This is a genomic window from Chryseobacterium sp. BLS98 (assembly GCF_001045445.1).
Lineage (GTDB): Bacteria > Bacteroidota > Bacteroidia > Flavobacteriales > Weeksellaceae > Chryseobacterium.
The window spans coordinates 289,629-307,433 of sequence record NZ_LFNF01000003.1; the positions used below are offsets into that span (position 1 = coordinate 289,629).

The 17,805-nt window shown below is 38.7% G+C and carries 21 protein-coding genes; 8 read left to right on the forward strand and 13 right to left on the reverse strand.

Translation table 11 applies throughout. The features are described 5' to 3' along the window. Window positions 1–100: 100 nt before the first annotated feature. On the reverse strand, window positions 101–466 hold the full coding sequence (locus tag ACM40_RS12525; RefSeq protein WP_048503132.1) for a DUF1304 domain-containing protein: 366 nt from the start codon (window positions 464–466) through the stop codon (window positions 101–103). A 66-nt stretch (window positions 467–532) separates the two neighbouring features. On the opposite strand from ACM40_RS12525, the gene ACM40_RS12530 reads away from it, so the two are divergent. The 4 genes from ACM40_RS12530 (at window position 533) to ACM40_RS12545 (ending at window position 4,346) form a co-directional block, all read left to right on the forward strand. Continuing rightward, window positions 533–1,105: a Crp/Fnr family transcriptional regulator gene (locus ACM40_RS12530; RefSeq protein ID WP_048503133.1), complete on the forward strand. Its 573-nt coding sequence runs from the start codon at window positions 533–535 to the stop codon at window positions 1,103–1,105. A gap of 63 nt (window positions 1,106–1,168) precedes the next feature. Then, entirely contained in the window at window positions 1,169–1,597 is a 429-nt protein-coding gene (locus ACM40_RS12535) for a DoxX family membrane protein (protein WP_048503738.1), read from the forward strand. A 7-nt stretch (window positions 1,598–1,604) separates the two neighbouring features. Then, window positions 1,605–2,048: a carboxymuconolactone decarboxylase family protein gene (locus tag ACM40_RS12540; RefSeq protein ID WP_048503134.1), complete on the forward strand. Its 444-nt coding sequence runs from the start codon at window positions 1,605–1,607 to the stop codon at window positions 2,046–2,048. Window positions 2,049–2,258: 210 nt separating this feature from the next. Next, window positions 2,259–4,346 carry a M4 family metallopeptidase gene (locus tag ACM40_RS12545; RefSeq protein ID WP_048503135.1) on the forward strand — a complete coding sequence of 696 codons (2,088 nt, stop codon included), beginning with the start codon at window positions 2,259–2,261 and terminating at the stop codon, window positions 4,344–4,346. A 71-nt stretch (window positions 4,347–4,417) separates the two neighbouring features. On the opposite strand, the gene ACM40_RS12550 is transcribed toward ACM40_RS12545, so the two are convergent. From ACM40_RS12550 to ACM40_RS12575, 6 genes are all read right to left on the reverse strand, one after another. Beyond that, window positions 4,418–5,386 carry a cyclase family protein gene (locus ACM40_RS12550; protein WP_048503136.1) on the reverse strand — a complete coding sequence of 323 codons (969 nt, stop codon included), beginning with the start codon at window positions 5,384–5,386 and terminating at the stop codon, window positions 4,418–4,420. 156 nt (window positions 5,387–5,542) lie between these two features. Continuing rightward, window positions 5,543–6,526, reverse strand: coding sequence for an aldo/keto reductase (locus ACM40_RS12555; RefSeq protein ID WP_048503137.1), 984 nt, complete (start codon window positions 6,524–6,526; stop codon window positions 5,543–5,545). Window positions 6,527–6,602: 76 nt separating this feature from the next. Next, entirely contained in the window at window positions 6,603–7,277 is a 675-nt protein-coding gene (locus ACM40_RS12560; RefSeq protein WP_048503739.1) for a type 1 glutamine amidotransferase domain-containing protein, read from the reverse strand. 79 nt (window positions 7,278–7,356) lie between these two features. Then, window positions 7,357–7,644 (reverse strand): putative quinol monooxygenase, encoded by a 288-nt coding sequence (locus ACM40_RS12565; protein WP_048503138.1) that lies wholly within the window; start codon window positions 7,642–7,644, stop codon window positions 7,357–7,359. Window position 7,645: 1 nt separating this feature from the next. After that, window positions 7,646–8,530, reverse strand: coding sequence for an NAD-dependent epimerase/dehydratase family protein (locus tag ACM40_RS12570; RefSeq protein ID WP_048503139.1), 885 nt, complete (start codon window positions 8,528–8,530; stop codon window positions 7,646–7,648). Further along, window positions 8,530–9,144 (reverse strand): NAD(P)H-dependent oxidoreductase, encoded by a 615-nt coding sequence (locus ACM40_RS12575; protein WP_048503140.1) that lies wholly within the window; start codon window positions 9,142–9,144, stop codon window positions 8,530–8,532. Before ACM40_RS12575 ends, ACM40_RS12570 begins: the two co-directional genes overlap by 1 nt. A gap of 185 nt (window positions 9,145–9,329) precedes the next feature. Between ACM40_RS12575 and ACM40_RS12580 the strand changes: the two genes are divergently transcribed. Next, window positions 9,330–10,076 (forward strand): metallophosphoesterase family protein, encoded by a 747-nt coding sequence (locus ACM40_RS12580; RefSeq protein ID WP_048503740.1) that lies wholly within the window; start codon window positions 9,330–9,332, stop codon window positions 10,074–10,076. Between the two features lie 41 nt (window positions 10,077–10,117). Beyond that, window positions 10,118–11,038 carry a LysR family transcriptional regulator gene (locus ACM40_RS12585; protein WP_048503141.1) on the forward strand — a complete coding sequence of 307 codons (921 nt, stop codon included), beginning with the start codon at window positions 10,118–10,120 and terminating at the stop codon, window positions 11,036–11,038. On the opposite strand, the gene ACM40_RS12590 is transcribed toward ACM40_RS12585, so the two are convergent. Both ACM40_RS12590 and ACM40_RS12595 read right to left on the reverse strand, forming a co-directional pair. Continuing rightward, a complete protein-coding gene (locus ACM40_RS12590) occupies window positions 10,991–11,458 on the reverse strand; it encodes a GNAT family N-acetyltransferase (protein ID WP_048503142.1) in 468 nt (155 codons plus the stop codon). The genes ACM40_RS12585 and ACM40_RS12590 overlap by 48 nt on opposite strands. Next, on the reverse strand, window positions 11,459–11,893 hold the full coding sequence (locus tag ACM40_RS12595; RefSeq protein ID WP_048503143.1) for a GNAT family N-acetyltransferase: 435 nt from the start codon (window positions 11,891–11,893) through the stop codon (window positions 11,459–11,461). A gap of 193 nt (window positions 11,894–12,086) precedes the next feature. On the opposite strand from ACM40_RS12595, the gene ACM40_RS12600 reads away from it, so the two are divergent. Together ACM40_RS12600 and ACM40_RS12605 are read left to right on the forward strand one after the other, a co-directional pair. Then, window positions 12,087–12,962: an aldo/keto reductase gene (locus tag ACM40_RS12600; RefSeq protein WP_048503144.1), complete on the forward strand. Its 876-nt coding sequence runs from the start codon at window positions 12,087–12,089 to the stop codon at window positions 12,960–12,962. A 187-nt stretch (window positions 12,963–13,149) separates the two neighbouring features. Next, window positions 13,150–14,205 carry an NAD(P)H-dependent flavin oxidoreductase gene (locus tag ACM40_RS12605; protein ID WP_048503145.1) on the forward strand — a complete coding sequence of 352 codons (1,056 nt, stop codon included), beginning with the start codon at window positions 13,150–13,152 and terminating at the stop codon, window positions 14,203–14,205. 95 nt (window positions 14,206–14,300) lie between these two features. Here the strand turns inward: ACM40_RS12605 and ACM40_RS12610 are convergent, their stop codons facing one another. Genes ACM40_RS12610 through ACM40_RS12625 form a run of 4 tightly spaced genes read right to left on the reverse strand, consistent with a single transcriptional unit; the run spans window position 14,301 to window position 17,561 of the window. After that, entirely contained in the window at window positions 14,301–15,638 is a 1,338-nt protein-coding gene (locus ACM40_RS12610; RefSeq protein WP_048503146.1) for a UDP-N-acetylmuramate--L-alanine ligase, read from the reverse strand. A 2-nt stretch (window positions 15,639–15,640) separates the two neighbouring features. After that, window positions 15,641–16,081, reverse strand: a complete 441-nt coding sequence (locus tag ACM40_RS12615; RefSeq protein WP_048503147.1) for a hypothetical protein — start codon at window positions 16,079–16,081, stop codon at window positions 15,641–15,643. A gap of 16 nt (window positions 16,082–16,097) precedes the next feature. Then, the gene (locus ACM40_RS12620; RefSeq protein ID WP_048503148.1) at window positions 16,098–16,904 is read right to left on the reverse strand and encodes a lysophospholipid acyltransferase family protein; all 807 of its coding nucleotides are present in this window, start codon (window positions 16,902–16,904) and stop codon (window positions 16,098–16,100) included. A gap of 27 nt (window positions 16,905–16,931) precedes the next feature. Then, entirely contained in the window at window positions 16,932–17,561 is a 630-nt protein-coding gene (locus ACM40_RS12625) for an NUDIX hydrolase (RefSeq protein ID WP_048503149.1), read from the reverse strand. Window positions 17,562–17,805: the final 244 nt, after the last annotated feature.

A 17,805-nucleotide genomic window follows, 5' to 3' on the forward strand; every position in this document is an offset into this window, starting at 1 on the left:
GAGTGATGATTTTACGGAAATTTTTCTCTTATCATTAAAGTTAAGAGAATATGGACGTTCAGATTATTTAAGGAAGTTCTTTTATAATTTAGCTTATAAGCTATTTCAATAAAACAGCAATAATAGCGAGTATCGCCGGTAAAGCCTGCACAAAAAATATCTTCTTTGTTGCAGAAACTGCTCCGTAAATGCCGGCTACAGCAACACATCCCAAAAAGAATAATGCAATATTATCCTGCCACTTCGGATCATCTATTAAGAATGACCAGATTAATCCTGCAGCAAGAAAACCGTTATATAACCCCTGATTGGCAGCCAATCCTTTCGTAGGTTTAAACATTTCTGCCGGTAATGCAGCTTTGAATACTTCTTTCCCTTTGGTTTCCCAGGCGAACATCTCCATCCACAGGATATAAATATGTTCAAGTGCAACGACAGCGATCAGAATTTTAGCAACGAGTTCCATGATTTTATGTTTTTAACATTGTAAAACTAAAAAAATAAAGTTAAGTTTGGTTACTTAATTGCAAAGATGGAGAGCTTCAAAGTACATTTAAATAAATTTATCAAGATTACAGATGGGGAATTTGCTTCCATTTTTTCTTTTTTTAAAGAAGTGGAAGTGAAGAAAAAGCAGAATCTGATGCTCAATGGGGAAATCTGTAAATCGATGTATTTTGTGTCTGTAGGCTGCCTCAGAAAGTTCTTTATCAACGAAAAAGGGGCGGAGCAGACCACTGAATTTGCCATAGAAAACTGGTGGATCACAGATACTTTCGCCTTTGAAAGACAAATCAAATCGGATTTTTGTATCCAGGCGGTGGAGCGTTCTACCATTCTTATGATAGACAATCAGCAGCAGGAGCTTCTGCTGAAAAAGCATCCTGTTATGGAACGTTACTTCAGAATGATCTATCAAAGAGCTTACGCAGCTTCGGAAAGACGGATCCGTTATTTGTATGAGATGTCCAGAGAAGAATTGTATGTACATTTCAGTACACTGTACCCTTGGTTTATCCAGAGAATTCCACAATATTTAATAGCTTCTTTTTTAAACCTTACTCCGGAATACCTGAGCGAAATCAGAGCAAAATTACGTTCTTAAACCAGTTTAAGATTTTTACCGATAATAAGTCGGAGATTTGTCATGTTATTAAAAGCCAGTATCATGACAGACAAAAATGTGAAGTTTCCGCAGTTGTTTTTAAGGCTTGCCATTGCCGTAACCATGCTTTCTGCAGTGGCGGATAGGTTCGGTTTCTGGGGCGCGGGCTCAGCCTGGGGAAACTGGGCAAATTTTGAGGCGTATACCAGAAAACTCACCTTTTTCCTTCCGGAATCTTTAAGTGTTGTTTCTGCTTATGCAGCAACTTTCTTTGAAATCATTTTTCCTTTGATGCTTCTCGTGGGCTGGAAAACCAGGATTGCAGCTTATGGAGCAGGTTTTTTGTTGCTGGTATTTGCATTGTCCATGACCATCGCACTGGGAGCTAAGGCACCGCTTGATTACTCTGTCTGGGTAGGAAGTGCCGGAGCATTTTTACTGGCGGTTCAGCCAAAGTATTTTTTGAGTATAGATCATTTAACCCATAAATAATAATAGTATGAGCGCAAGATTAAATATTGCCAGCGTAGATTCAGCAGCTTACAAAGCTATGCTTGGACTGGAAGGATACCTTCAGACCATTTCACTCAACCATATCCAGAAGGAGCTGATTAAGATCAGGGCTTCACAGATCAACAAATGTGCTTTCTGTCTTGATATGCATACAAAAGATGCCCTTAAATACGGTGAAACAACGCAGAGGATTTTCATTCTTAACGGCTGGAGGGAAGCAAAGGATTTTTTCACGGAAGAAGAGCAGGTTCTCCTGGCAATGACGGAGGAAATTACCCTGATCAGCGATAAAGGTCTTACAGAAGAAACATTCCAGAAGGCAAAACAGTATTTTGATGAGGCAGCCATTGCACAGATTATCATGGCTATTGTAACCATCAACGCATGGAACAGAATTGCCGTAAGTACCCACATGGACGTTCCAAAATAGTTTTTTGTAAAAAATATGATCAGAATAGCCTTGCAAAAACTGAAAGGCTATTTTGTTGTCGTGATCACTGTTAGCGGTTGTTATGTTTAAAATTTTATTCCTGTATTTTGTTGCAAAATAATGTGATTTTGATTTTTTTCATCTTTAAATGTGATGCTATTTGTAACATTTTTGACATTTTACTACTAACTGCTAAATCAATAAAAAAATATGAAAAGAACAACTACAATCATTAAAACTTTAGTCATCACATTGTTTTTTGGATCTGCTCCTTTTGTTTCAGTGCATGCACAGGACAAAGAGACAGAAGTTTCAGTAAAGAATCTACCTAAAATTTCCACTTCCTCTGCAATGGGAAATTTTTATGCAAGTTTTAGCGGACAGAATATTCCCATAGATTTTCTGATGACAAATTTAAAAAAGTGGCTGGGAACAGATGCCAACCATACTTTTGAACTGGTTAGTGCCAAAACGGATGAATTGGGGATCAGACATTCTGTTTTTCAGCATTACTTTAAAAATGTCAGAGTTGCAGATGAATTAATCCTTGTGCACGAAAAAGATGGGAAGGTAACCTATGTAAACGGGGAATTAACTCCGAACATTAACCTGACTGTTCACCAGCCTCTTACCAAAGCAGAAGTTGAAAATATTGTCAATGCTGATCTGAGAACACCGGATGTAACTTTTGCGGATTTTGAGCAGGTAATAACAAAAGTATATGCCGGTAAAGGCGTAGAGCTGCATTCTGTTTCCCAGATAGATGCGCTGTCTCTGAAAACTTTACAGGGATATATGTATTATATAGATAACGGAACAAAGCAGATCGTAAAGAAACTGGAAAAAATTCATCATCATAATATAGCTCCTGTTATTAATAATATTTCAACCGTCAAACCTTCAGCAGGACTGACATCTGTGTTTAGCCCTTTTCTGGATACTTCTTCTACAAGTGCTACCTATTATAAAGGAAACCAGCAGATTACTGTAGATTCTTACAACGGAGCTTTCCGTTTGAAGGATAACGCAAGAAATGTGCATACCCTTGACGGAACCGGATGGGACGGCAACGGAAGCGCCGCTTCAGGTTTGACAGGGACAATTAATGAATATTCCAACAGTACGGCCAACTATACGGCAGCGGCTACTAAACCCGCTGTAGAAGTACATTGGGCAATGGAAAAAGCGCATGACTATTATGTAAACAGACATAACAGGAACTCTTATGACGGCAGCGGATCTATCATAAGAAACTATTATAATATTAATTTTAACAGGAATACAACCACCGGAGCAGGCCAGACACCAATTGACGGGACTAATGCGGCAGCAATTGACCAGCAGGGAATTGTAGCCATGGTGTATGGCAGTGGTTTATATCAGGGACAGGCAGGATATTTTGGCCCAATTGTAGGGATAGATGTCGCAGGACACGAATACTCCCACTTAATGGTCAGCAGAACAGCTAACCTTGCCTATCAGGCCGAATCCGGGGCTTTGAATGAATCTTTTGCGGATATGTTCGGTACAGCTATAGAATTCTATTCCAATGTAAATCCAAACTGGACTATTGCAGAGGGAATTCCTAATCCTGGTTTAGGAGCGAATTATTTCAGAAATATGGCCAATCCTAATGCTGGTTCCAATCAAATTGGCGGGCAGCAGCCTGATACTTATCAGGGGACTAACTGGGCCAATACAGCTCCTCCGTATAACCAGACCAACGATCACGGGGGCGTGCATAAAAACAGTGGGGTGGGAAACTATTGGTTTTATCTGCTTTCTCAGGGAGGTTCAGGGACTAATGATAACGGAACAGCATTCAATGTTACAGGAATTACCATCCAGAAAGCGGAAAAAATTGCATTCAGGACTTTGACTACCTATCTTACTGCGAACAGTGGTTATATTAACGCTTACGATCAGTCAAAGCAGGCAGCTATTGATCTTTATGGAGCAAACTCTAATGAACTGCAGCAGGTAGAAAATGCATGGTGTGCTGTGGGAATTGGTAATTGTGCCAAATTGCTCGCCGTTGATGAAACTGCTAAATCTGAACTTCAAAATATTAAAATTTATCCTAACCCGGCCACCAATGGGCAATTCACTATTGAATCCAATGTAAAAGGTGCTGCAGATTATGAAATTTATGATCTTTCAGGCAAGCTGATTAAACCGGCTGAGAAACTGGAAAAAGGCATTAATAAAGTGAATGGCAGCGGAATACAGCCAGGAGTATACCTTGTTAAAATAAATGCAGAAGGGAATACTGTTTCGAAGAAAATAGTTGTTAAGTAATTGATATTTAATATTAATAAAAATAGCCTTCAGAACTGAAGGCTATTGTATTTTATTTTAGAATCAGGATTCTAATAGATGGCTACAGGATTGATATTCACCTGTGTAGATCCTACATATAATGGCTGTCCTAGAACAAACAGAAATTCCCAGATCTTATCTTTCACCAATGGACGGCTGTCAATCAGTTCAAGATTGTAAATACCTTTTTTGGCCAGCATAAACTGGTTAATAGGGAATTCTTCCTTAGATTTTGGATTGGGATAAACTTCCGATGCCCAGGTATCTCCTCCAAAGGCAACAATTCCCTGCTCAGCAAGCCATTGCGCAGCTTCCATACCAATTCCCGGCTCGGTTTCTAAAAACTTCTGATTATTATTTCCGATGAGTTCCAGCCATCCGGTATTGAACAGGACAATATCGCCTTTTCTCAAAGCCAATTTCTGTTTCTTTAAAACGGATTTGATGTCTTCAACAGTAAACTCTGTTCCTCCGGGTACAATTGATTTCCCATAATGAGATGTCATATCGAGAACTACACCACGGGTAACGAAAGGCGGCACTTTTTCAACTCCCAGTTTTTTTACTCCTTCTACGGTTACAAAGTCGGTAGCTTTGTTTCCATTGTAGTACATATTATCAATTCCGATGTGTCCGATGCCGTTCAGCTGGGTTCCCACTCCGGTCCATCCGTTCACAAGCTCATCATTGAAGGTAAATTGATTGGGACCTATACTTTTTCCTCCCTGTTCTCCGGGCTGGATATTGTATAAGTTGAAACTTCTGTGTCTGAAAGCCGGAAGGTTTTTATTAATAGGAACAGCAAGTGCCAGCGTTTTACCTTGTTTTACCAGTCCTAAAGCTTGTTTTACGACTTCAGGAGTTAACATATTAGCTGCACCGATCTCATCCTGGGCGCCATAAGCAGAAGGATACCAGGATTGGTCTTCCGGATTAACGAGTGTCTGAGCCTTTAATGTGATGCTGTTTATAGTCAATAGGGTTGCTAACCCGAATATTTTGATCAGGTTTTTTTTCATTTTTTAAAGATTTATGATTTAAGAGAAAGGAAGCTGGAAGAGGGGATTTAGGGTTAGGAATCCCTGTTATATTCAGAAAAATACAATAGAAGCCTCTTAATTATTAATACACTAGTAAGCCTTCCATCTTCATGCCTCCCTCTTCCAGCCTTTATATTATATCTCGCTCAACGCTGTGTTGATGAAATTCAATTCGTCGTGAGAAAGATCAATGGACATAGCTTGGGCATTTTCGATAGCCTGCTGAGCATTTCTGGCTCCTGCCAATACAACGGTAATGGCGGGCTGCATAGTTGTCCAGCGTAATACCAGCTGTGAAAGGGAGGCATTTTTTTCCCGGGCAACAGGTTCTATTTTTTCCAGGAAAGTTTTCACTTTATTTAAATCAAACTGTGAAAAATAACCGTTTCTGTGGTCGTTATCCTTTAATTTATCTTCTTTAAAATATTTTCCGGTCAGAAGACCTCTTTCCATCGGGCTGTAAACAATAATTCCCGAATTATTTTCCAAAGAATAAGGGACCAGATTACCTTCAATAGCTCTGTTCAGCATGCTGTAAGAAACCTGGTTGCTTGCCAGATGAAGGGTTCTGTTGGCTTCCTGCATCTGTGAAACGGTATAATTGCTCACTCCTGCTGCAAGAATTTTTCCCTGCTGGATAAGAAGTTCCATAGCATCCATTGTTTCGCAGATCGGGGTGGTGCTGTCCGGCCAGTGAAGCTGTAAAAGGTCGATGTAATCTGTTCCCAGCCTTTTTAAGCTTTCCTCTACTTCTTTTATGATATTGGCTTTTGAAGCATATTTATAAACCGGTAAGGTTTTTCCTTCATCCTCGGCATCAAAGAAAAATTCTCCTTTTCCATTATTGCTTCCGTCCCATACCAGTCCGAATTTGGTCAGCAGCTGGATTTTTGTACGGTCTTTTCCCTTAATAGCTTCTCCGATCATCTCTTCGCTGAGCCCGAATCCATAGAAGGGTGCCGTGTCAATAGAAGTTACGCCGTGATCCAGCGATGCATGAATTGAATTGATGGAATCCTTTTTTTCATTTCCGCCCCACATATTTCCTCCGATGGCAAATGCTCCGTGAGTAATAGCAGACAGTTCAAGTTCTGTATTTCCTAATTTTCTGTATTCCATTTTTTGTTTTGAAAAAATTATATTAAAATTTAACCACAAAAGGCAAGAGCTTTATTCTTTTGTGGTTAATGCTGGATTATTTACTAAGCTCTTTTAAAATAGCCTCACCTACACTTTTTGCAGACTGGGGATTTTGTCCTGTAATCACTCTCTGATCTGTTACGACATGATTCTGCCAAAGTCCTGATTTTTCAAATTTGGCTCCTCTTTCTTTCAGCTTTTCTTCCAGAAGGAAAGGAACTACATTCGTGAGCTTCACTTCAGCCTCTTCTTCGTTGGTAAAAGCATTGATTTTCTTACCGTCTACAAGATATTTCCCATTGCTCAATTTAATATTCACAAGACCGGCCGGGCCGTGGCATACTGCCGATACAATGCCGCCTTTCTCATAAATTTTTGAAGCAATACCTGCCAATTCTGTATTATCTGCGAAATCCCACATAGCGCCATGACCTCCTGCGTAGAAAATCGCAGCGTAATTGTCTGGATTTACCTGAGAAGGCTGTAAAGAATGATCGATCTTATTTTTGTATTCCGTATTTTCCCAGAATTCTTTGTTGACAGGATCTTTTAAATCGAAACCGTCTACCGGAGGAGTTCCGCCTTTTGGACTCACAAAATCAATTTCGTATCCTGCTTTGTGAAGCACTTCCCACGGATGGGAAACTTCGCCAAGATAATATCCGGTATCTTCACCGGTGCTTCCTTTTTTGTCATGACTTGTTACGACAAATAAAATTTTCTTTTTCATAAGTTTAGATTTTTGGTGTTGTGCCTGAATAAGCCCCACAGTAAGCAAGGCTAAAAATAAAATTGCTAATTTTTTCATGTTAAAGAATATGGGTGGTATAAATTTGTGGTTTTTCCTGTAGCTTTTCGTCAACAATGGCTCCGAAAGCCTGAATATAAGGCTGCTGGTTATGCTGTGCCAGCCCTTCTTCACTTTTCCAGATCTCATAGAAAATAAACTGGTTTTTATCTTCAATTCCCTGGTGAAGACTGTAAAGTTCACAGGCTTCTTCTTTTCTTGTTTCCTGCACCATATTCTGAAGGGTTTCCAGTACTTCTGTCTGATATTCTTCTTTGGCTTTTATAACTGCTGTAAGATAAATTTTCATATTAAATAAAATTTTCGATGGATTGATATTGAGGATTCCAGCCCAGTTCTGCTTTGGCCTTATCCGAATTACACAAACTGTTTGAAGCAAATCCAAAATATCCACCTGCAGGTCCAAATGTATTGACTGCTTCCTGTATGCTGACAGACTGTGCCGGCTGTAAATTGTATTGCCTGCTTATATTTTCTGCCAGATTTCTGATGGTGGAAGAGCCGTTTTCTGCATAATAAAGGGAACCTGCTTTTGCTTTTTCCAGTGCAAGTACATACAGATCTGCAAGGTCCTCGATATGTAGGTTCGACCAGATATTTTCACCTTTCCCAAAGTAAGCTCCAAATCCTTTTCCTTTAGAGAAATTGATCAGGGCCGGAAGCTGAATGCTGTCTTTTTTTAAACCCAGACCTTCACCATAAACCATGGTAGGTACAATGACAATGCTCCTTATATTTTTTTTGGCAGCTTGAAGAATGTACTGATTAATCAGCACTCTTGAAGCCATTTCCAGTCTTGGATTCAGGGGAATGTTTTCTGTATAAACAAAATCATTTTTTTCTCCGTTCTCTTTTCCTCCGAAAATAGCGGAACCTGAAGTAAAAATAAATGTTTTACCGGTTCCTTCCAGCGCATTGATAAAACTGTCTGCAGCATAGGCATCATCTGCAGAATCTGCAGTATGGATAATGGCATCAGCATTGGAAATCGCAGCATTTAAAACAGCTTCATCATGTATATTGCCTATAATGGATTCAATTCCTGCCTGCTTTAATTTTTCTGCTGCCTCAGCAGTACGAACCAGCCCTGTAACGCTATAGTTGCGTTCTGTCAGCTTCTTGGCTACGGAACCCCCGATATAACCGGTTATTCCAGTGATCAGTATATTTTTCATTAGGCTAATTGTGGTTTAAGTTCTTTTTCAAAAACCTGTTCAAGGTGATCTCTGTAAAGCTTCATATCACGCTCTATATTGGCGTTTTTCTCTACGTCATGGAAGTGAAAACCTTCCATTTTTTCTAAAGAAACGAAAGCATTCATTCTATGGAATCCAAATAGCGGTCCATTATCTACACTGGTTTCATTGAAAAATTCTCCGGGAAGTGTAAAGGCTGTTTCTGGTGCATTCCAGCTTGTGGTTACCATATATTTTCTTCCGCCCAGCATTCCTCCGGTTCCATAATTAATTTCCGGGTTGTCAGCTTTTCTTCCGTCACTCATGTAGATTCCTTTGGCATGACCGGCTGTGAAAACTTCATCAATATATTTCTTGAATCCGTTAGGAAGCTGGAACCACCAGATCGGAGTATGATAGATGATGAAATCTGCCCAGACAAATTTCTTTACCTCTTCGTCCTTATCGAAACCATCAGCAATATGTGTGGTTTTTACCTCTATATTTTCAAATTTCTTAAGTACTGCAAGTGTATTTTCTGCAATCGTGTTATTATATTTTCCTCCGGAATGTCCGAAATTTTGTCCTGCATTAATGATCAATACTTTTTTCATTTTATGATTGTTTTAAATTTTATGATGCAAAGTTACATCCGGGTATTGTATAATAAAAATAGTATAAATTATAAGTAACTATTAGAATAATGATAGTTGAAACCTCATTCATGGTTAAATATCATATAACCAGTTGATCCTGTTGTCACACTTCTCCTGTAATTTTGTTAGGAAATAAAATGAATATGATACGGATTGCTGTTTTTAGTGATGTACATGGAAACCTTCCCGCACTGAATGCAGTGCTTGAGGATATGGAGAAAAGAGGAGTTACGCAGAAATTCTGCCTGGGTGATCTGGTTGATTTTGCTCCCTGGGGAAATGAAGTGATTGAAAAAATCAGAAATCTGAATATTCCCTGTCTTATGGGAAATCACGATGAAAGAATCGCTTTTAATATCCCCGTTATTCCTTTGTCTAAACATTCACCGGAAGAAACAGAAGCCAGATTGATAGCTATTGATCATTCCAAAAAGTATATTACAGAAAACAATAAAATGTTTTTATCGGAATTACCTTTTCATATAAAATTAAACTATAAAGTAGGAAAGCGATATTGGAATATTCAGCTCGTACATTCAAGTCTCACCAGTAATGATACCTATCTTTATGAGTCTGAGAATGATGAGGTTTTTGTGGATATGCTTAAAGAATCCCAAGCTGATATGGTTGTAATGGGACATACCCATTTATCATTCAAAAAATATTTTGAGTCTGAGGGACGGGCTGTTAACTGTGGATCTGTAGGCCGTTCAAAAGAAGAAAACCGCCTGGCCTCCTATCTGATTATTACGATGACTGATGATCAGATTATTCCTGAAATTATACAGATACCTTATCCACTTGAACAAACTGCCCTGGCTATCGAAGAAAGCGAAATTCCAGATTATTATGCTTCCTTTCTAAAGAATAAAAAAGAATCAGTATTATAATTATTTTGTAATTTTGTATCAGAATATTTATAATTAAAGTTATGGTCAATTTAGAATGGTACCGCACTTTTAAAGCGATATATAAAACCGGAACTCTCACCGGAGCAGCAGATTCCCTGTTCATTTCACAACCAGGTGTAAGTCTCCATTTAAGTTCACTGGAAGCGTATGTAGGATATAAACTATTCGACAGAACCGGAAGGAAAATGATACCTACCGAAAGAGGAAAAGTGTTATTTAATGCCGTATCAGAACCGCTTTCCAAGCTTGAAGATGTAGAGAAAAATTTTCAGAAATCCACGGAAAAACTGACTCCGACCATCAGTGTTGGAATGTGCTTCGAGACCTTTCAGACCACATTGGAACAGTATGTCTCAACTTTGCCTTTCAACCTGATTATCAGCTTCGGGGAATATCCGGAAATGCTGGACCAGCTGGACAAAGGAATTCTGGACCTGATCATTACTCCTAAAAAGGGAGTTTCTCCCAATATTGAACATGAGGCTTTCTCTTCCGAGCAGATCATTCTTGTAGGCGGAAAAGATATCGATACGGAAAGTTTCCGGGAAACACTAGATACCAAAGGAATAGAACACGCCGAAGAATGGCTGAAACAGGAAAAATGGTACGGCACTACGGGGGATATGGAACACCTTTTCCAGTTCTGGATCATGAATTTCGGCCATAAACCGAACTTCCGTCCCAATTATATAGTCCCTAATTTAAATTCCATCATCCGTTGCCTGAAAGGTGGAACCGGACTGGCTGTTATTCCTAATTTTCTGTGCAAAAATGAAATAGAAAGCGGGGAGGTCAAAATGATCTGGGAAGGTGAGAAAAAGCTGGAAAATACGCTCTATTTCGGCTGCAGAAAAAAAACAAATTACCAGTCCGAGATCGATCATATCAAAGGCTTATTCAGAAAGGTCATGGGCAAGAACAACCATGTCGCGCATTTGTAAACCGTTTTCATAAATGGGGAATGGGTAATGGTCTGTAAAGAAATCTTTACGTATTCCTTTTTTTATAAAACCGTTCTTTTCATAGAATCTGATCTGCTGGAATCCCGTATCCGAAGTTCCTACCGTTAAGGTTGTATATCTGTTTTTCCGGGCTATTTCTTTTGCCCTATCTATAAGAATACTGCCTATTCCCTTACTTCTGTAGCTTTCAATGACCGCGATATTCTTGATTTCCAGTTCCTCAGCGCTGTTCGGATGCAGCACCATTACAGCTATATCCTGAAACCCGTCATGTAAAACATAAATAAAGGAATCAAAGATATATTTGTCTATTGCTTCTACAGTTTCGTCGGCAAGCAGCAGCAATTCATATGGAATATCCATTCCTGAACTGATCTTATTAAAAACAAAATTTTCCATTTATAAACTCATATGGATCAGTGGATAATTTTTCCCTGAGCCATCTTTTTCTGATCTCCCGACTCTTTTAAAACCTATTTTTTCATAAAACCCGATGGCTTGAGGATTTTGTTCATTCACATCTACTTTAGTGAGACCTGTGGTTTCTTTCATCCATTCATACAGCTTTTTACCGTAGCCTTTTCCCCGGGCATCATTATGAATAAACAGCATTTCCAGGGTATCCCCGGCTACAGAAGCAAAACCTTTTGCCTCATCATCTTCCGAAATCAGATAAACATTAAGTTGCGGGAGATAATCTTTCGGAATGGCTTCTTTAAAATAATTAAAATCTTCTTCAGTAAGAAAATCATGGGTTGCAGTAACAGCAGATTCCCAGATTTCCATGATTTTGGGATAATCTTCGGTTTCTGCCAGCCTGATCTGATATAACATAGTTTTGGTTTGTCACAAAAATAAGGAAAATAAGAGATTTTCTTAATGTTCTAAAGTGATAGAAGCTTTCCGGGTATAAAAACGGATGGTTAAAAATAGATGAAAAAACTGTAAAATTGGTAGGCAGAATTTCCAATTTTTATCGCAAATTTGTTAAGCTTAGATTTATGTTAAAAAATTAAATTAAAGAATAATGCAAAAGAAAACATATACAGGACAGCCTGTAGTAACATTAAATAACGGAGTGGATATTCCTGCTTTAGGCTTTGGAGTATGGCAGATGGAAAACCTGGAGGAATGTGAAAAAGCTGTGGTAAAAGCCATTCACACAGGATATAGAATGATTGATACGGCAGCTATTTACTTAAACGAAACCGCAGTAGGGCAGGCTGTAAAAGATAGTGGTGTAAGCAGAGACGAGCTATTTATCACCTCAAAAATCTGGGTTCAGGATCACGGCTACGAAAAAGCAAAAAGTGCGTTCCAGAGAACTTTGGACAGATTGCAGATGGATTATCTGGATATGTACCTTCTTCACTGGCCTTTCGGAGATTTTCTGGAAGCCTGGAAAGCGCTGGAAGAGCTTTACTATGAAGGAAAAATTAAAGCTATTGGGGTGTGCAACTTTACCGTTGAGAAATTAGAAGAGCTGAAAGCGAATTCAACGGTTCTTCCTGTGATCAATCAGATTGAGCTTCACCCGGTTTTCCAGCAGAAAGAACTTCAGGTGTATGACAGGGAAAACAACATCATTACCCAGCCATGGAGCCCGCTTGGAAACGGAAATACAGATCTTTTAAACAATTCTGAATTAAAAGCTATTGCAGAAAAATACAATAAAACAGTAGCGCAGGTAATTCTGAGATGGCACCTTCAGGAAGGATTTGTTGTAATCCCGAAATCTGTGACTCCTTCCAGAATTGAAGAAAACTTTAACGTCTTCGATTTTGAACTGACGGAGGATGAGATGAATATCGTCCGCTCTCTTGATACAGGAAAAAGACTGTTCTTTGATCCTAAAGATCCTGAATGGGAACAAAAAATGCTGAAATCTGTAGCAGATATTTAATCGCAGATCTTTATAACACTTCCCGCAAATTAAACGGACAGCAAATTTATAATCATTTGCTCAATCAGTTTAATTTGCGGGATTTTTAATTAGAAAAAAGCGTGAATGCTGAATACTGTGATCAATATCATATCTTATCAATCTGAAGCTGTTGTTAGATTTTGTAAATTCAGGTAAAATTATTCTTATGTTTTGGCCGGACTCCATCAGTAAGCTTTTAGAAGTAAAATATCCTGTTATCCAGGCTCCGATGTTTGGAGTAAGTACACCCCAAATGGCTGTAGCAGCCGCAAAAGCCGGATGTCTTGGATCATTGGCCCTGGCTGATCTCCCTGCGGACAAATCGGCTGAACTGATCAGAGAGACCAGGAAACTTACAGATCTGCCTTTTGCGGTTAATATTTTTGTTCACGATATTCCTGAGCTTACCGACTCTTTGAAAGAAAAATTTATTAAAGCTAAACAGTTGATCACAGATCTGGCAAAGGAAAATCATATAGAAGTTAAGCTCCCGGATCTCGGAGAGATTAAGCTGAACAGTTACCATGATCAGGTAGAGGCTGTTATTGAAGAAGAGTGCAAAATATTAAGCTTTACTTTCGGAAATCTGGATGAGAAAAGTATTGAAAGGCTGAAAGAGAACGGAGTGACGCTTATCGGAACCTGTACTTCATTGCAAGAAGCATTAATCCTGGAAAAATCCGGGATTGATATTATTTGCGTTCAGGGAATTGAAGCCGGCGGACACAGAGGAACCTTTGAAACAGATGATATTCCGGAAATCGGAGGAATGTCTTTATTTTCAAAAATTTATGATCATGTAAAAATTCCCTTGATTTATGCAGGCGGAATTTATAATGGAAAAACATTAAGAGCAGCAAAAGAACTGGGTGCACAGGGCTTTCAGGTAGGAAGTATGTTATTGGCATCGCAGGAAAGCGCTTTACAGCCTTTTGAAAAAGAAAGACTGAAAAATGTAACGGAAAAGGATATTGTTCTGACAAAAAGTTTTTCGGGAAGGTACGCAAGAGGGATAAAAAATAAATTCATAGAAAGCATCGAAGAGTCAGGCTATATCATGCCTTATCCTTATCAGAATAAGCTTACGAATGAATTGCGTAAGGTTTCAAAAACATTGAACAATGCAGATTTTGTGAGCATTTGGGCAGGGCAGTCTGTTCATGAATACGGCAGACTTTCAACGGAGGACATTTTGAAAAAGCTTATCCTGGAAGCAGAATAAAACACTTGTTAAATCCGGAATGAATTCATCGGAAATGTAAAATAAAAAACGTTCTTTGATTAAAGAACGTTTTTAGGGCATATGCAATAAACTCTTTATTTTGTAAGATCCAGACCTCCGAAATTACCGGAGCTCATCATAAGGAAAACACCGTTTGTTTTATCCAGAGTCTCCCAGTAGGCATGCAGGTCTTCAGCATTTGTGAATACTCTTAAAGAATCATTTTTAAACTTTTCTTTAATGAATTCCGGAGAAATAGGTTCCATTCTTTTGATTTTTAAAGCATCCTCAGAATAGAAAACAACAGCTTCATCCAAACCGTCCATAGCATGGTCATACTGTTCAAGAAACACAGGATTTAAGCTTGAATACGTGTGGAGCTCAAGGAAACCGTATTTTTTTTCCTTTTTAAACTGCTCACAGAATGCTTTTACCGTTGCTTTTACTTTACTCGGTGCATGGGCAAAATCTTTGTATAAAACACCTTGATCTTCTCTTTCTACTTTTTCAAGACGCTTTGATGCTCCCTTGAAGCTCATAATGGCTTCATAGAAATCTTCATCCATAATACCCAGCTGTCGGCAGATATGTCTTGCTCCTTCCATGTTCAGCAGATTGTGAGACCCGAAAACAGAAAGAGGAACATCGCCCATTTCAGTTTTTAGATATACTTTTCCGTTGCTGATCTCATATTCAGGAGTTTTGTAAGGGATTTTTCTGAAATAATTTTCAGCGGCCTCCACTACTTTTACCACTTCCGCATCCTCTTCATTGTATACCAGAACACCACCCGGGGTAATGCTTGCAACGAATTTTCTGAACTGCTCTATATAATCATCAAATGTTTTGAATACATTGATATGATCCCATGCAATACCGCTCATTAAAGCAATATTCGGCTGGTAAAGAAGAAACTTGGAACGAAGGTCAATAGGAGAGGAAAGGTATTCATCACCTTCCAGCACCATAAAATCGTTTTCCTGAGTTAGTTTTACCATACAGTCAAAGCCTTCAAGCTGTGCGCCTACCATAAAATCTACCTCTTTCTGATGAAAGTTCAGGACATGAAGAATCATGGAAGTAATGGTCGTTTTACCGTGCGATCCGGCAATGACCACTCTTGTTTTGTTTTTTGACTGTTCGTAAAGGAATTCAGGATATGAATAAATTTTTAAACCCAGCTCTTTTGCCTTTGCCAGTTCAGGATTGTCCTGGTGGGCATGCATACCAAGGATAACTGCGTCAATATCCGGAGTGATCTTTTCCGGAAACCAGCCCATTTCCTGAGGCAGAATACCTTTCTTTTCCAGCCTGGATCGTGACGGTTCAAAAATAGCATCATCCGAACCGGTTACCTGATATCCTTTATCCTTTAATGCAATAGCAAGATTATGCATGGCGCTTCCGCCGATAGCAATGAAGTGGGTTTTCAACTTTATTTACTTTTTTTTACATTGTTATTAATGATCTCCTGAAAAGCATTCAGAATGTTGTTCCAGTTCGTTGTAAAATTAGGCATGATGGTGCTGGCATCCGATTTACTGCCTTCATTCGGGCCTTTTTTTACATTGATGGAAGTGGTCACCTGATCATACAGTTTTTTGTGATCTTCCTGTATTCTTCTGAAATTGTTTTGGGAAAGGGTTTGATCCAGTTTTTTTAAATCTTCATAAGAAATTTTAAAATCCTGTCTGTACTTTTTCCCCCCTTGATCAAAAGAATAGTGGGCAGTATTACCTTTGATCAGTAAATTCTCATACATGGGAGCATAGCCTCCGCTTCTGGAATAGCTTATATCAAAGTCTGAATATACTTTCTGGCTGTTACACGAAACTAATACTATGACCGCGATTATGATCCCTAATATTTTGTTCATAATTTTTCTACTTACTTTAATTATTTGAATCCTTTTGCTCTAATTTTTTAGCTTTAAGTTCTTCATCATAATTGTGTAGTACATTGAAATCTTCTGTCTGCTCAATCGCAGTCATAATCTTCAATAAAATTTCAGGCGCTTTTTCGTTGTCGTAATCTATATCCAGAGGTGCTTTGAACTCCATGGTAGGTTTTACGCCCGTAACCTTTACCCGGAGACCTTTTTTATCAAATGCCCTTCTGAAACCGTTGATCTTGATCGGAATCACAATCGGGCGCTGATTTTTAACCAGCTTGGCTGTACCTCTTCTTCCTTGTGCAAAAGCAGATGTAGTACCCTGAGGGAAGGTTGCTACCCAGCCGTTGTCCAAAGCTTTCATAATATTGTCAACCTCGGTCATGTCCACCATTCTGTTGACGTTTTTACCTTCTGCTCTCCATGTTCTTTTTACCGTTACAGCACCGGCGATCTTGAAAATTTTCGGAAGAATTCCTTTATTCATGGTTTCTTCTGCTGCTACATAATAAAAATCAATTTTGGGGTTGAGCAGATAAATAGGGTTTTTAATTGTATTCAGATAACCATTGTTTACCGCACAGAATGCATGGTACATTGCTGCTACGTCTGCAAAATATGTTTGATGGTTGGATACAAAAAGCACATTGGAATCAGGAAGATCCACAAGATGTTCCGTACCGGTTATCTTTAATTTATTAAAGCCGTTGAACCTTCTGTAAGATACAACCCCTAAAATAAAAATAATAAACCTTTTTAAAAAATAAGGTGTTCCGAATGCATCGGTGAAAATATTTTTCTTCGCCATCTCTCAATTAAACACGGTAGTGCAAAGTTACATTTTTTTCAACAACTGGCTAAACTCGCTCAATATCATTGCTGTAGCGCCCCAGATAATATATCCGTTGAAATTAATGACCGGAACTTCATGTCCGGCCGCACCGGGAATTGCCATGATTTCAGGTTTATCCGGCAGGCTGAGAAAAGAGGTGATAGGAAATTCTATAGTCTCTACCGCTTCGCTCTGCTGAAGAACAAAAAGCGGATTCTTTTTGGTATACGAAATATAAGGATATACATAAAAATTACTTGGCGGGATGTAGATGGGAGACATTTCCCTGATCACTCTGACATAGTGTTTATCTATTCCGATTTCTTCTGAGGTTTCGCGTACTGCGGTTTCTGCGAAATCCCTGTCCATTTCTTCACGCTTGCCGCCGGGTAAAGAGATCTGCCCGCTGTGTCTGTCGTGCTCATTGACGGTTCTTTGAATCAGGGGAAAATACCATTCATTATCTTTTAAATAGAGAACAATATTAACGGCTGCAAATTTCGGATTTTTTGCCAGCACTTCATCATAGGTAAACACCGGCCGGGAAGGAGGCGAGAATACTCCATGGGCATTAATCCCCGGCAGCTCTACATTTGTAATTTTCCTCAATAAATCTTTTCCAAAACTTTCCATACTTCAAATTTAGCAATATATACTGAAGAAAAGAACAGCCATTAACATTAATTAACCATTGGTAAGTCATTTAAAAATGGAATGATTAAAGAAATAAAAAAACGGAGAATCAAAAAATTGGAGAAAATTTTTCAATATAAAAATTAGAGTTATTTATCATATTTGTATGAAAATCAATTTGTAATATACCGTATTTTTACGTAACTGAAACAAGTGATCCGGAGAAAACAGTAAACAGTTACTT